Source organism: Microbacterium sp. AG238 (assembly GCF_003610405.1).
GTDB lineage: Bacteria > Actinomycetota > Actinomycetes > Actinomycetales > Microbacteriaceae > Microbacterium.
This window is the reverse complement of record NZ_RAQC01000001.1, coordinates 2,166,778-2,179,191: the sequence shown is the minus strand read 5'-3', so window position 1 is coordinate 2,179,191 and position 12,414 is coordinate 2,166,778. Positions and strand designations below refer to the sequence as shown.

At 72.7% G+C, this 12,414-nt stretch carries 15 protein-coding genes; 14 read left to right on the top strand and 1 reads right to left on the bottom strand.

Features of this window, described 5'->3' with window-relative positions; translation table 11 throughout:
* Positions 1-69: 69 nt before the first annotated feature.
* The 11 genes from DEU36_RS10210 to DEU36_RS10160 all read left to right on the top strand — a co-directional run bounded on the left by DEU36_RS10210 (position 70) and on the right by DEU36_RS10160 (position 9,279).
* Complete coding sequence (locus DEU36_RS10210) at positions 70-411, top strand: flagellar basal body protein (protein ID WP_120264052.1); 342 nt, start codon at positions 70-72, stop codon at positions 409-411.
* Entirely contained in the window at positions 408-800 is a 393-nt protein-coding gene (locus tag DEU36_RS10205) for a flagellar basal body rod protein FlgC (protein ID WP_120264051.1), read from the top strand. Before DEU36_RS10210 ends, DEU36_RS10205 begins: the two co-directional genes overlap by 4 nt.
* Positions 800-1,105, top strand: coding sequence for a flagellar hook-basal body complex protein FliE (gene fliE, locus DEU36_RS10200; protein ID WP_120264050.1), 306 nt, complete (start codon positions 800-802; stop codon positions 1,103-1,105). The genes DEU36_RS10205 and fliE overlap by 1 nt, the downstream gene beginning before the upstream one ends.
* Positions 1,105-2,730, top strand: coding sequence for a flagellar basal-body MS-ring/collar protein FliF (gene fliF, locus DEU36_RS10195; protein WP_120264049.1), 1,626 nt, complete (start codon positions 1,105-1,107; stop codon positions 2,728-2,730). The genes fliE and fliF overlap by 1 nt, the downstream gene beginning before the upstream one ends.
* Positions 2,727-3,728, top strand: coding sequence for a flagellar motor switch protein FliG (fliG, locus tag DEU36_RS10190; protein WP_120264048.1), 1,002 nt, complete (start codon positions 2,727-2,729; stop codon positions 3,726-3,728). The genes fliF and fliG overlap by 4 nt, the downstream gene beginning before the upstream one ends.
* Positions 3,718-4,335 (top strand): FliH/SctL family protein, encoded by a 618-nt coding sequence (locus tag DEU36_RS10185; protein ID WP_120264047.1) that lies wholly within the window; start codon positions 3,718-3,720, stop codon positions 4,333-4,335. Before fliG ends, DEU36_RS10185 begins: the two co-directional genes overlap by 11 nt.
* Positions 4,332-5,657: a FliI/YscN family ATPase gene (locus DEU36_RS10180; protein WP_120264046.1), complete on the top strand. Its 1,326-nt coding sequence runs from the start codon at positions 4,332-4,334 to the stop codon at positions 5,655-5,657. The genes DEU36_RS10185 and DEU36_RS10180 overlap by 4 nt, the downstream gene beginning before the upstream one ends.
* Positions 5,654-6,103 (top strand): hypothetical protein, encoded by a 450-nt coding sequence (locus DEU36_RS10175; RefSeq protein WP_120264045.1) that lies wholly within the window; start codon positions 5,654-5,656, stop codon positions 6,101-6,103. Before DEU36_RS10180 ends, DEU36_RS10175 begins: the two co-directional genes overlap by 4 nt.
* On the top strand, positions 6,100-7,572 hold the full coding sequence (locus DEU36_RS10170) for a flagellar hook-length control protein FliK (RefSeq protein WP_120264044.1): 1,473 nt from the start codon (positions 6,100-6,102) through the stop codon (positions 7,570-7,572). The genes DEU36_RS10175 and DEU36_RS10170 overlap by 4 nt, the downstream gene beginning before the upstream one ends.
* 13 nt (positions 7,573-7,585) lie before the next feature.
* On the top strand, positions 7,586-8,032 hold the full coding sequence (locus tag DEU36_RS10165; protein ID WP_120264043.1) for a flagellar hook assembly protein FlgD: 447 nt from the start codon (positions 7,586-7,588) through the stop codon (positions 8,030-8,032).
* A gap of 86 nt (positions 8,033-8,118) precedes the next feature.
* The gene (locus tag DEU36_RS10160; protein WP_120264042.1) at positions 8,119-9,279 is read left to right on the top strand and encodes a flagellar hook protein FlgE; all 1,161 of its coding nucleotides are present in this window, start codon (positions 8,119-8,121) and stop codon (positions 9,277-9,279) included.
* Positions 9,280-9,381: 102 nt separating this feature from the next.
* Here DEU36_RS10160 and DEU36_RS10155 read toward each other — a convergent pair whose 3' ends face one another.
* The gene (locus tag DEU36_RS10155; RefSeq protein ID WP_120264041.1) at positions 9,382-10,011 is read right to left on the bottom strand and encodes a hypothetical protein; all 630 of its coding nucleotides are present in this window, start codon (positions 10,009-10,011) and stop codon (positions 9,382-9,384) included.
* Positions 10,012-10,116: 105 nt separating this feature from the next.
* On the opposite strand from DEU36_RS10155, the gene DEU36_RS10150 reads away from it, so the two are divergent.
* The 3 genes from DEU36_RS10150 to DEU36_RS10140 are packed head-to-tail and all read left to right on the top strand — an operon-like array spanning position 10,117 to position 11,992.
* Positions 10,117-10,383, top strand: a complete 267-nt coding sequence (locus DEU36_RS10150; RefSeq protein WP_120264040.1) for a flagellar FlbD family protein — start codon at positions 10,117-10,119, stop codon at positions 10,381-10,383.
* Positions 10,383-11,186, top strand: coding sequence for a motility protein A (locus DEU36_RS10145; RefSeq protein WP_120264039.1), 804 nt, complete (start codon positions 10,383-10,385; stop codon positions 11,184-11,186). The genes DEU36_RS10150 and DEU36_RS10145 overlap by 1 nt, the downstream gene beginning before the upstream one ends.
* Positions 11,183-11,992 (top strand): flagellar motor protein MotB, encoded by an 810-nt coding sequence (locus DEU36_RS10140; RefSeq protein ID WP_120264038.1) that lies wholly within the window; start codon positions 11,183-11,185, stop codon positions 11,990-11,992. Before DEU36_RS10145 ends, DEU36_RS10140 begins: the two co-directional genes overlap by 4 nt.
* The last annotated feature ends 422 nt before the right edge of the window (positions 11,993-12,414 follow it).

The following is a 12,414-nucleotide window of genomic DNA, read 5'->3' as shown; positions in this document are numbered from 1 at the left end:
TGATGCTGAGCACGGATCGCTCATCCATCGGCCAGGGATCGGCCACATCGTTCGACGGAAGACGCCTTCGTGCTCGAATCTGTGACCACCACCGCGCTCACGAGCGCCCTCTCGGGCCTCGCGGAGCGCCAGCGCGCCATCGCGGACAACATCGCGAACGTCAACACCGCCGGCTACCGGGCCAAGGTCGTCAGCTTCGAGAACGCCCTGGCCCGCTCGGTCGAACGCGGCGACGGCGCCGTGACGGCGACCGTGCGCGAGTCGACCGCCGCCACACGCCTCAACGGCAACAACGTCAATCTCGACACCGAGACGCTCGCCAACATCGAGGCGGTGCTGCGGTACCAGTTCGCCGCGCAGGCCGTCGGCGGGACGTTCAGCTCGATGCAGACCGCGATGAGGACCTCATGACCTTCGACGCCATCGGCATCGCCGGGTCGGGCCTGACGGCCCACCGCACCTGGCTCGACGCCCTCAGCGACAACATGGCCAACATCAACACCGCGGTCGCGCCCGGCGACGACGCGTTCCGCCAGCGCTACATCGCGGTCGAGTCGGCCGGCGATCCGGGCGGCGTTCGCGTCGCCGGCGCCGTGTGGGGCGGCGCGGAGGGCCGGCTCGTGCACGAGCCGAACAACCCGCTCGCCGACGCCGACGGCTACGTCCGCTACCCCGACATCGACCTCGGCGAGCAGATGAGCCACCTGATCCTCGCGCAGCGCGGGTACCAGGCCAACGCGGCGGTCGTCGACCGCGCCAAGGCCACCTACGAGGCCGCCCTGCAGATCGGACGCCGCTGATGCCGCCGCTGTCGGGCATCGACGCGCTGGGCGCGGCTGCATCCGCCCTCACCTCGAGCACCCGCGCACCCCAGCAGACCGGCGGCGCCGACTTCGGCGCGAGCATCACCGGCGCGGTCGACGAGCTGCGCGCGATGCAGTCGACGTCGAACGAGCTGGCCGTCGCGGCCGTCACGGGTGACCTCGACGACATCCACTCCGCGATGATCGCGTCGTCGCGCGCCTCGGTGACCCTCGAGCTCATCGCCGCCGTACGCAACAAGGGCGTCGAGGCCTTCAACGACATCATGCGGATGCAGGCCTGATGCCCGCCGCCGTCACCTCGCTCTGGACCCGCCTGCGCGCGACGATCGCCGGGTTCACCCTCGCCCAGCGCACGATCGCGATCATCGGCATCGCGGTGCTCGCGATGGGTGTGTTCGCCCTGGCGAGCTGGATGTCGCGTCCGACCCTCACCCCGCTGTTCTCGGGGCTGTCGGCCTCCGACGCCAGCGCTGTCGTCGAGCAGCTGCGCTCCGGCTCGATCCCCTACGAGCTGACCGACGGGGGCTCGACCGTGCTCGTGCCCGAGACCGCCGTCTACGAGCAGCGCCTCGCGGCCGCGGCGGCCGGCCTGCCCAGCGCGGAGTCATCGGGGTACTCGCTGTTCGACAAGATGGGCGTGACGAGCTCGGAGTTCCAGCAGTCGGTCACGTACAAGCGTGCGATCGAAGGCGAGCTCGCCCGCACGATCGGCGCTCTCGAGAACGTGACGACGGCCTCGGTCCAGCTCGCCCTGCCCGAAGAGAGCGTGTTCGTCTCGCAGAAGATCGAGCCCACGGCATCCGTGTTCATCGAGACGTCCCGCGGGGTCGCCTTGCCGCCCGAACAGGTCGAGGCCATCGTTCACCTGACCTCGGCGGCCGTGAGCGGGATGAAGCCCGAGAACGTCGCGGTCGTCGACGCCGCCGGCCGCACCCTCTCGGCGATCGGCGGCGATGCCACGCGCAACGCCGACCAGCAGGCCGGGGCATACGAGACCCGCATGGCCGCGAGCGTGCAGCAGATGCTCGACACCGTGCTCGGCACCGGCAACGCGACCGTCTCGGTCGCCGCCGAGATGCAGCAGGCCGCGACCGAGCGCGTCGACGAGACCTACACGCCGGTCGAGGGCGCCCTGCCGGCCACCGAGGAATCGAGCACCGAGAGCTACACGGGCACGGGTGGTCAGACCGGCGTCCTGGGCGCGGAGCTGCCCGCGGGCGTCGGCGGCGCCGGCACCTACGAGTCGACGCAGACGAACCGGTCGAACGTCGTGAACAAGACCGTCGAGAGCACCTCGACCCCGGCGGGGTCCGTCGCGCGGCAGACCGTCGCCGTCGCGGTCAACGCCGACGGCACCGACGTCGTCGACGTCGCTCAGCTCGAAGCCCTCGTGATGTCGGCCGCCGGAATCGACCGCGCCCGCGGCGACCAGGTGACCGTCGAGCTCGTCGCGTTCAGCGATCAGGGCGCCGCGGCCGCCCAGGCGGCTCTCGACGCCGCTCGCGAGGCCGACGAGGCCGAACGCTCCGCCGAGACGCTCCGCACCGCGATCGTCGCCGCCGTCGTCGTGCTCGGGCTCATCGGAGCGACGATCGCCGGTATCGTCATCGTCCGCCGCCGTCGCGCGGCCGCCGAGGACGAGTCGGTGCTGACCCTGACCCCTGTCGACGAGCCGCTCGACCGATTCGACGCGCTCACCCGCGGCCTCGCGACCCCGCTCCTCGACGAGGCGCCCACGGTGCCGCTGCCCGCGGTGGCGCTCGACCCGGAGCCCGAACCCGACCCGGAGCCCGTACAGGTCGCGCTCGACCGCCGTCGCGCCGAGATCGGCGACTTCGCCCGCCGCGACCCCGCCCGCACCGCCGACCTGCTGCGCCGGCTCGTCCGGGACTCGACCGACGCATGAGCGAACTCACCGGAACCCAGACGGCGGCCGTGGTCATCATGAACCTCGACCGGGCGCAGGCCGTCGAGGTGCTCAAGCACCTCTCCGACGACGAGGCCGAGGCGATCGCGGCGGAGATCATCCGGCTGCGCGACCTCGACCTCGAGACCACGCGCGATGCGCTCACCGATTTCCAACGGGTCGTTCGGGGACACCTGCCGCCCGTCCGCGGCGGACGCGACCTGGCCACGGGTCTGCTCGAGGCCTCGCTCGGTCCCGAACGCGCCGCGGGGGTGCTGACGAAGGTGTCGTCGTCGATGACGAGCTCGTCGTTCGAGTTCCTCACCGCCGTCGAGCCGGCCCAGGTCGCGAGCATCCTCGACGGCGAGCTTCCCCAGACCGTCGCGCTCGTCATCGCGCATCTGCCCGTGGAGCGCGCGGCGGCCGTCCTGGCCGAGATCACCGACCCGGCCCGCACCGACGTCGCCCAGGCGATCGCGACGATGGGGACCGCGTCGCAGGATGCTGTCGCAGTCGTCGCAACCGCGCTGCGCGCGCGCTCGGGAGCGCTGACCACACGCGATGCCCGCGAGACCCTCGGCGGCGTGCAGCCCCTGGTCGACATCATCAACCGGTCGGATGCGACCGTCGAAAAGGCGCTGCTCGCGAGCATCGAGGCGCGCGACAGCGCTCTGGCCGAAGACATCCGCTCGCGCATGTTCACCTTCGCCGACATCGTCGTGCTCGACGACCGTGACGCGCAGCGCGTTCTGCGCGGCATCGACGTGCGCGTGCTCGCTCTGGCGCTGAAGGGCTCGTCGGGTCCCGTCGCAGACGTCATCCTCCGCAACATGACCGAACGCAACCGCGAGGCGCTGCAAGAGGAGTCGCGCCTGCTCGGAACCGTACGCGTCTCGCAGGTCGAGGAGGCCCGCGCGGCGATCGTCCGGACCATCCGCGAGCTCGAGGCCGCCGGCGACATCCGGGTGCAGCGGGTCGAGGAGGAGTATGTCGTCTGACGCCTTCACCCGCCTCGAGATCCCTCGACTGTCGGGGCCGTCGCTCACCGACGAACGCGACCGGGCCCGCGCCCGCGGTCACGCCGCCGGGTACGCCGACGGGATGCGGCTGGCCGCGGCCCACGCCGCGCGGGAAGCCGCCGAACGCGACGCGCGCGAGGCTGCCGCGACCGCGACCGAGCGCGCACGCGTTGCCGCCGCCATCGCTGCGGTCGAGCGCGCATCCGACCGGTTCGACGCCCGCGCGGCGGAGCTGACCGCCCCGGCGGTCGCGGACCTGCACGCGATGGCGATCGAGCTGGCGCAGGCGATCGTCGAGCGCGAACTCTCGGATTCCGTGCGGTCGGCGCTCACGACCGCGGCTCGGATCGAGAACGCTGTGGCTGACGTCGAGGCTCCGGAAGTGCGCGTGGTGCGACTCAACCCTGCCGACGCGGACGTCGTCACCTCTGCCCTCGCCGAGACGCTGCCGCGATCGGTGGCGTTCGAGGTCGACCCCGACCTGGCGCCCGGCGACGCGACGATCCGGCTCGCCGACGGTGCGATCGATCTGCGGATCGCAGCCGCGTTCGCGCGGGCCCGCCGTGCCCTCGAGGAGCGCGCGTGAGCGGGGGCTGGCCGGCGGTCATCGAGGCGGTGAGACCGATCCGGACCGGCGCGGTCTCGCGGATCGTCGGGCTCGGTGTCGACATCCGCGGCGTGCACGGGGCGGTGGGCGATCTCGTCGAGCTCGGCGGGCAGACCGCCGGGGCCTCCGGCATCCCCGGCATTCCCGCGGAGGTCGTCGCCGCCGACCGCGGCGTCCTGCGCTGCATGCCGCTCGGAGTCACCGACGGGCTGCGGGTCGGCGACCCGGTCCGCGCCCTCGCCGGCCGTGCCCGAGTGCCGGTCGGACCCGCTGCGCTCGGGCGCGTGCTCGACGGCCTGGGTCGCCCCATCGACGGGCGCGGCCCCCTCGTCGCCCCGCGCGTCGACCTCGACCATGCGCCTCCCTCTGCGATGGGGCGCGAACGCATCACCGACCCGCTCATCACCGGGGTCCGCGCGATCGACACGCTCACCCCCCTCGGCCGCGGCCAGCGCGTGGGCCTGTTCGCCGGGTCGGGTGTCGGCAAATCGTCGCTGCTGTCGATGATCGCGCGCGGGTCGTCGGCCACCGCCAACGTCATCGCCCTCGTCGGCGAGCGCGGGCGAGAGGTGCGGGAGTTCCTCGAAGACGACCTCGGCCCGGACGGTCTCGCCCGCTCGGTCGTCGTCGTCTCGACATCCGATCAGCCGGCCATGGCGCGGCTGCGGGCCGCGTCCACCGCGACACGCATCGCCGAGTCGTTCCGCGACGAGGGGCAGCACGTGGTCCTCATGATGGACTCGATCACCCGAGTCGCCATGGCCCAGCGCGAGATCGGACTCGCCGCCGGCGAACCGCCCGCGACGCGCGGCTACCCGCCCTCCACCTTTCCCGTGCTCGCGCGTCTGCTCGAACGCGCCGGCACCGATCGCCGCGGGTCGATCACGGGCATCTACACGGTGCTCGTCGAGGGAGACGACCACAACGAACCCGTCGCCGACACCGTGCGGTCGATCCTCGACGGGCACCTCGTGCTCGATCGGACGCTCGCCGTCACCGGCCATCACCCGGCGATCGACGTCCTGGGCTCGGTGTCGCGGCTCGCCGGCAAGGTCGCGACCGGTGAGCAGCGCCGCCTCGCGACGACGCTGCGGTCGGTGCTCGCCGCGCGCCAAGAGGCGCAAGACCTCATCGGTGTCGGCGCGTACCAGTCGGGAGCGAACCCGCGGGTCGATGCCGCCGTGGCGTCCGCGCGCGCGATCGACGCCTTCCTCCGCCAGGATCTCGACGACCGCTCCCCCGCGGGCGAGTCGTGGCGCCGGCTCGGCGAACTCGTCGCATCGTTCGGAGACGTCTCATGAAGCGCGGCTTCCCCCTGGCCGGACTGCTGCGCATCCGCGGCATCCAGCAGCGCGCCGCCGCGGCGCACCTCTCGCGCGCGGCGATGGAGCAGCAGCGCACCGAGGCACGTGACCGGCAGCTGCGTGCAGCGCTGACGACGTCGGCCGACGCCCCGGGCGACGTCCGCACCCTCGCGGCTCTCGCCGCCAGTCGTGTGGCCGCCCGCAGCCTGCTGACCGACCTCGACACGCTCCGCAGCGCGCAGCGCGACGAGGTCGACGCGGCGCGCGCCCGGTTCACCGACGCCCGCCGCGCGGAGCAGGGCATCGAACGGCTGGCCGACGCGTTCCACGATCGAGAGCGCGCGAGACGGGATGCCGCCGAGCAGGCCGTGCTCGACGAGGTCGCGCTGCGCTCGACGGCTGACGACTATCCGGCACCAGACGCACCGGAGGAGACGCCGTGAACCTGTGGGGAATCGCCCCCGCGGCGACGGTCGCGGTCGCGCGCCCTCGCGGCGGGCCGAACGATGGCGGCGGCGACGGTGCGGTGGCCGCGGATGTCTTCGCGCTCGTACTCGCCGGTCAGACCGCGACCGCGCCGATGGGCGGCGAGGACGCCTCCGGGGTCGGTCGGGATGTCGCCGGGGTCGGATCCGAGGTCGAGGCCGGGGTCGGGTCCGGGGTCGAGGCGGCGACCGGGGAACTCGCGGCGACGGCCGCGCCCGCGGCGCCTCGGGCGGGTTCGAATGCAGCCGGCGTCGGGGATGCCGGTGCCTCCGGCGATCCGGTGGTCGGGAGTGCGATCAGCGGGAACCCCGTCGTCGGAGACGCCGTCAGCGGGAACACCGTCAGCGGGAGTCCCGTCAGCGGAGATGTGATCGCGGAGGAGGCAGGGGCGACGGCCACCGTCGCCCGGGTCGTGGCGGCGACGGCCACCGCTGAGGATGCTTCCAGGGTCGCTGCCGACCCGCGCCGGATCCTGACTTCCGACGTCTCGCAGCTCGAGGCCGACCGGGCGGGAGCGGCGACGGGAGAGACCGCCGTCGCGGCGACGGGAAGCACTGCGGCGACGGCAGGAACAGGAGGATCGGCTGCAGCGGGATCGGGGCCGACAGTCGGCGTCGATGCGGAGATGCGCCTGGCGCCCGCGGGACCCGCCCCCTCGTCAGGGTCTGCGGCGACACCGAGGCCGTTCGTCACTCCCGAGGCCACGGACGCGTTCGCCTCCGACAGGGTGGCCGTTCAGCCCGGCGCGTCCGAGGCCCCGCAGACCACGCGAGTCGACGTGGCCTCGCCGTCGACGGTTGCGGCTCCTGCGGGCGCAGCCGCGGCATCCGCTGCTCCGATACCGACGACGGCGCCGCTCGGACCCGCACCATCCTCCGCGTCCGCGCCCGCACCGACCGCACCTCCCGCGCCGACGGCCGCGCCGCCTCTCGCACCGCAGCTGCGCGCGCCCGTGCTGTCACTCGTCACCGCCGAGCCCGGACGTCACACCATGGTGCTGCGCGTCTCACCCGAGAGCCTCGGACCGATCACCGTCACGGCGCACATCTCCGGATCTGCCGTCACCGTCGAGCTCGCCACCGGCACGCCGGCGGCGCACGATGCGATCCGCGCGCTCCTGGGCGAGCTGCGGCGCGATCTCGCCGCGCTCGCACCCTTCTCGTCCGTCAGCCTCGCCGCGGGCGACGATCCGTCGCCGACACCGTCGTCGCTGCCGACCGTCGGCCACCAGGCGACGCCGAGCGGTCCGGGCGGTTTCGGCGCGCAGACATCCGGAGGCGGCTCGTCCGGCGGAGCATCCCCGCAGAGCCCCGGCGTGCACGGCAACGAGCACACCGGTCGTGCGTCCGACCCCGACGACACCGGCATCGCCGGGCCCCACCGCCCCGCGCCTCTCGAGGCCGGCCGCATCGACCTCTACGCCTGAATCGGAGAATCCCATGAGCAGCATTCCGCCCGTCGGCGTCGTGGGCGCCACGCCCACGGCATCCCCTCCCCCCGCCGCCCCGAAGCAGACGCTCGACTCGGAGGTCTTCCTGCAACTGCTCGTCGCGCAGATGAAGAACCAGGACCCGAGCTCGCCGCTCGACACCAACGAGATGATGGCGCAGACGACGCAGCTCGCGATGATGGAGCAGCTCGTCGCGCTCACCACCACCTCGTCAGAGCACTTCGCCCTCACCATGCGCCAGACCGCCGCCGCGCTCGTCGGTCAGCAGGCCTCGTACGTCGACGCGGACGGCACGACCCGCGGCGGTCGCGTGACCCAGGTGTCGTTCGAGAAGGGCGTCCCGCTCGTCACGATCGGCGGCACCGCCGTGCCCCTCGACGTCGTGTCGGGGATCTCCGTGACGGATGCTGCGGCGCCCGCGGCATCCGCATCCTGAATCACCTCGCCGACGCCCCGCCCCTCGCCCCCGCGCATCCCGCCAGTCCCACCGAAAACGTCAGCCCCCTCACCGAAGGACACACCATGCTCCGCTCGCTCTACGCCGGCATCTCCGGCCTCCGCTCGCACCAGACCATGCTCGATGTGACGGGCAACAACATCGCCAACGTCAACACCGTGGGGTTCAAGGCGGGATCGGTCCAGTTCCAGGACACGCTCTCGCAGATCGTGCAGAACTCCCGCGCGGCGCAGGCCGGCGCCGGCGGCACGAACGCCGCTCAGGTGGGCCTGGGCACCCAGGTCGCCGCCGTCCGCACCAACTTCACGCAGGGGTCGCAGCAGGCCACCGGCGTGCCCACCGACCTCATGATCGCCGGTGACGGCTTCTTCGTCGTACGCAACGGGGCCGAGACGCTGTACACGCGCAACGGCTCGTTCGGCTTCGACTCCGCGGGTCGCCTGACCACCAAGGACGGCGCGCTGGTCCAGGGCTGGACCGCCGTCGACGGCGTCGTGCCGACGGGCGGGCCGGTCGGCAACATCGCCCTCCCCGTCGGCGCGACCTCGCCCGGGCGGCGCACCGAGAACGCCAGCGTCACCGGCAACCTGCCCTCCGGCGCCGCCGTCGGCGAGAAGCTCGTGCGCGATGTGACCGTGTACGACGCGCAGGGCGAATCGCGGCAGCTCGCGCTGACCTTCACGCGCACCGCGGGCGGCTGGGATGTCACCGACGGCGCCGCGACGACGCAGCTCGCCTTCACCGACGGACGCCTGACCACGACGCCCGCCACCATCACCTCGGGGGGTGTCGCCGTAGACCTCTCGGCCATCACCGGTTACGCCGACCTCAGCACCGTCAAGCTCGGCGGGCAGGACGGTCGCGCGCCCGGCAGCCTCGTCTCGTACACCCTGTCGGCCGACGGCAGCCTCGTCGGCGCGTTCAGCAACGGGGCGACCTCGGTGCTCGCGCAGATCGCGCTCGCATCGTTCGACAACCCCGAGGGGCTCGAGAAGGCCGGCTCGTCGCAGTATCGCGCCGGAGCGAACTCGGGCGCGGCCGCGGTCGGCACCGCGGGCACCGATGATCGCGGCGGGCTCGTCAGCGGGGCGCTGGAGATGTCGAACGTCGACCTCTCGCAGGAGTTCACGAACCTGATCGTCGCGCAGCGCGGATTCCAGGCTAACGCCCGCATCATCACCACGAGCGACGAGGTGCTGCAGGAGCTGACCAACCTCAAGCGCTGATCGCCGCGGAGCGCAACTCCTCAGAATCCCCGTGGGTTCGCCCGCATGACCCGCAGGCGGCGCCGGCTGCGACGGTTTCTGAGGAGTTGCGCGCGCGGCCGGTCAAAGCCACAGCGGGCGCGCTCGCGCTGATGCCGCGTCGAGCGCCTCCGCATCGAGCTCGGTGACCGTCTCGGGTATGCCCCGGGCGGTCCACTCGACTCCGACCTCGAACGTCGCGCCGGGGGGCGTCGGCCAGACCCAGAACTCGCGCTCCCAGCTGTCGGCGTAGCCCTGCGGGCGGGCGAGTCCCTCGAGCACCGGCCCCTCGACCTGCGTATCGGTCACGTCGCCCCGCGCCCACGGCGAATCGTCCTGCGTCGTGACGGTGCGCCCGTCGGCGAAGCGGACGCCCCAGCGCAGGCCCGTCGGATCGAACCGCTCGTCGAGCTGACCCCGGCCGTGGGCGCGGTCGAGGTATCCCCAGATCCGCTGCCGCGCGAGCCGACCTGTCTCGGCGACACGCACCGCCAGCCGCAGTGCCACGCCCTCTCGGTACACCCGCGCGAGGACGAGCGACACCACCGTGTCGGACGAGCGACCCACCTCCCGGTCGAGCGCCACGATCGCGGGCGCGACGTGCCACGGCGGGCCCATCCATGGCGGCATGTCGAGCGCCGGATGATCGTCGTCGGGGATGTCCCGCGGTGCGACGGGTCGGAAGAACGAGGGCTGCGGTGACGACGCTGACACGAGCGCAACGCTAACCGACCGCCGCGTCCTGCCGACAGTCCTCTCGGAGCCGCCGTACCCGCGACGACCCCGATCCCCCACGCGCCGACCGACGAGAAGGGCGACATGATCGTTCTGACACGACTGAACCGCCACCGGTTCGCCGTGAACCCCGACCTCGTCGAACGCATCCAGGCGAGCCCGGATACGACGCTGACACTGGTCGACGGGGCGACGTTCGTCGTCGCCGAGACGATGGATGCCGTCATCCAGAGCATCGTCGATTTCCGCGCCCGCGTGCTCGCGACGGCGCTCGGCCATGCCGCGGCCTCCGGGTCGGCATCCGGTTCGGCCTCCGGGTCGGCCTCCCCGGTCACGGGGGGCGAGCGCTGATGGATCCGTCACTGCTCATCGGCATCCTGCTGGCCTTCGGCGGCCTGTGGGCGATGATCCAGCTCGAGGGGGCGAGCCTCAACGCCCTGCTGCTGCCGGCGCCGATGGTGCTGGTGTTCGGAGCGACGATCGCGATCGGGATCGCCGGAGGCACGCTGCGCGATGCCGCGGGCGCCGTGCGCGCGCTGCCGCGAGCGTTCGTCGGCATCAAGGGCTCCACCGAGGCGCTCATCGACACCGTCGTCGGTTATGCCGAGAAGGCGCGCGCCGAGGGCCTGCTCGCGCTCGAGAGCGCGGTGGCGGACGAGAAGGACCCGCTGCTGCGCCACGCCCTCCAGAGCATCGCGGACGGCACGGATGCCGAAGACCTCCGCGTCGTCCTCGAAGACCGCGTCGCCACCGTCGCCGCGGAGCGCCGCACGGCCTCGCGGTTCTACTCCGCTCTGGGCGGGTACGCCCCGACGGTCGGCATCGTGGGAACGGTCGTCTCGCTCACCCACGTGCTCGAGTACCTCGACAAGCCCGACCAGCTCGGCCCCCTCATCGCGGCGGCCTTCGTCGCCACCCTGTGGGGCCTGCTGTCAGCGAACTTCATCTGGCTGCCGATCGGCACCCGCCTGCAGCGCCTCGCCGAGATCGAGGTCGACCGCATGACGCTCGTGACCGAGGGCATGCTCGCCGTCCAAGCGGGCAATCCCCCGATGCTCGTCGCCGAGCGCTTGCGCGCCCTCGCCCCCGAGACCAAGCCGGGCCGCGGTCGCGCGAAGGCGACGGCCGACGAGCCCGCGGACGCCGGGGTATGAGCGCGCCGCGTCGCCGCCGCGTCATGGAGTCCTCGCACGAGGGCCCCGACGAGCGCTGGATGGCGTCGTACCTCGACATGATCACCGTGATGATGTGCATGTTCATCGTCATGTTCGCGATGTCCAACGTCGACCAGGAGAAGTTCGAGCAGCTGCGCGCCTCGCTCGCGACGGGGTTCGGTTCGGAGATCTCCGAGACCCGTGACGTCTCGGAGGGTGTCGTCGTGCCGCCCGAGCTCATCGACGAAGAGGGCGAGGGGTTCGTCGAGACGCCGACCGGGCCGACGCCGGCCGAGCAGGAGTACAGCTCGCTCGACGACCTGCGCTCACGACTCGAGGGTGCTCTCGCCGAGCAGGGCCTGGGCGACGCCGCGACCTTCACGATCGACGACCGGGGTCTCACGATCGGTCTCGTGAGCGCCGAGACGTTCTTCGACACCAACAGCACCGACCTGAGCGATCGCGCCCGGGCCGTGCTCGACGCCGCGGGAGCCGTTCTCGCCGCCGACACGCACCTCATCTCGGTCGAGGGTCACGCCGACGCCCGACCCGCCATCGCGCCCTTCGTCGACAACTGGGAGCTCTCGACCGCGCGGGCCAACGGCGTGCTCGGCTACCTCGTCGACGCGCGCGGCGTGGCCCGCGAGCGCATCAGCTCGGTGGGCTTCGGATCGTCGCGGCCCCTCGCGGAGGGGTCGAGCGCGGAGGCCCTCGCCCAGAACCGTCGCGTCGACATCGTCGTGCTCTCGGATGCCGACGCCCAGGTGCGCGGCGAGCTCGCCGGCCTCGCCGCCGCCGACGGCTGACCCCGCGCCGCGCCGTCGCGCTGGCCAGCGCTCACCTGGCAGCTCCCACCTCATCCCAGGCCCCGAGCGGGCAGCAACTGCCAACCCAAAGCCGACGCGCGCCCACACCCAGCATCCAGATGGCAACTCCCGCCCCAAACCGGGCTCTGAGTGGGCAGCCACTGCCAACCCTGGTCCAGCCCGCGCCCGAACCAGAGCCCTAGCCAGCATCTGCCCGCCAGCTCCCGCCCCAACCGGGCACTGAGTGCAGCACATGCCAACCCAACCCTGGCGCGCGCCCGCGGCCAGCACTCACCTGGCAGCCCCCACCCCAACCCAGGCTCCGAGCGGGCGCGAACTGCCACCCCAACCCGAGCCCACACCACCCCCAGCACCCACCTGGCAGCTCCCACCCCAACCCGAGCCCCGAACGGGCGCGAACT

Excerpts from the sequence above, each read along its gene's own strand:
- DEU36_RS10175 (WP_120264045.1), top strand. The coding sequence starts at position 5,654 with ATGAAGCGCGGCTTCCCCCTGGCCGGACTGCTGCGCATCCGCGGCATC.
- fliF (WP_120264049.1), top strand. The coding sequence starts at position 1,105 with ATGCCCGCCGCCGTCACCTCGCTCTGGACCCGCCTGCGCGCGACGATC.
- fliG (WP_120264048.1), top strand. The coding sequence starts at position 2,727 with ATGAGCGAACTCACCGGAACCCAGACGGCGGCCGTGGTCATCATGAAC.
- DEU36_RS10185 (WP_120264047.1), top strand. The coding sequence starts at position 3,718 with ATGTCGTCTGACGCCTTCACCCGCCTCGAGATCCCTCGACTGTCGGGG.
- DEU36_RS10205 (WP_120264051.1), top strand. The coding sequence starts at position 408 with ATGACCTTCGACGCCATCGGCATCGCCGGGTCGGGCCTGACGGCCCAC.
- DEU36_RS10160 (WP_120264042.1), top strand. The coding sequence starts at position 8,119 with ATGCTCCGCTCGCTCTACGCCGGCATCTCCGGCCTCCGCTCGCACCAG.
- fliE (WP_120264050.1), top strand. The coding sequence starts at position 800 with ATGCCGCCGCTGTCGGGCATCGACGCGCTGGGCGCGGCTGCATCCGCC.
- DEU36_RS10165 (WP_120264043.1), top strand. The coding sequence starts at position 7,586 with ATGAGCAGCATTCCGCCCGTCGGCGTCGTGGGCGCCACGCCCACGGCA.
- DEU36_RS10150 (WP_120264040.1), top strand. The coding sequence starts at position 10,117 with ATGATCGTTCTGACACGACTGAACCGCCACCGGTTCGCCGTGAACCCC.
- DEU36_RS10145 (WP_120264039.1), top strand. The coding sequence starts at position 10,383 with ATGGATCCGTCACTGCTCATCGGCATCCTGCTGGCCTTCGGCGGCCTG.
- DEU36_RS10140 (WP_120264038.1), top strand. The coding sequence starts at position 11,183 with ATGAGCGCGCCGCGTCGCCGCCGCGTCATGGAGTCCTCGCACGAGGGC.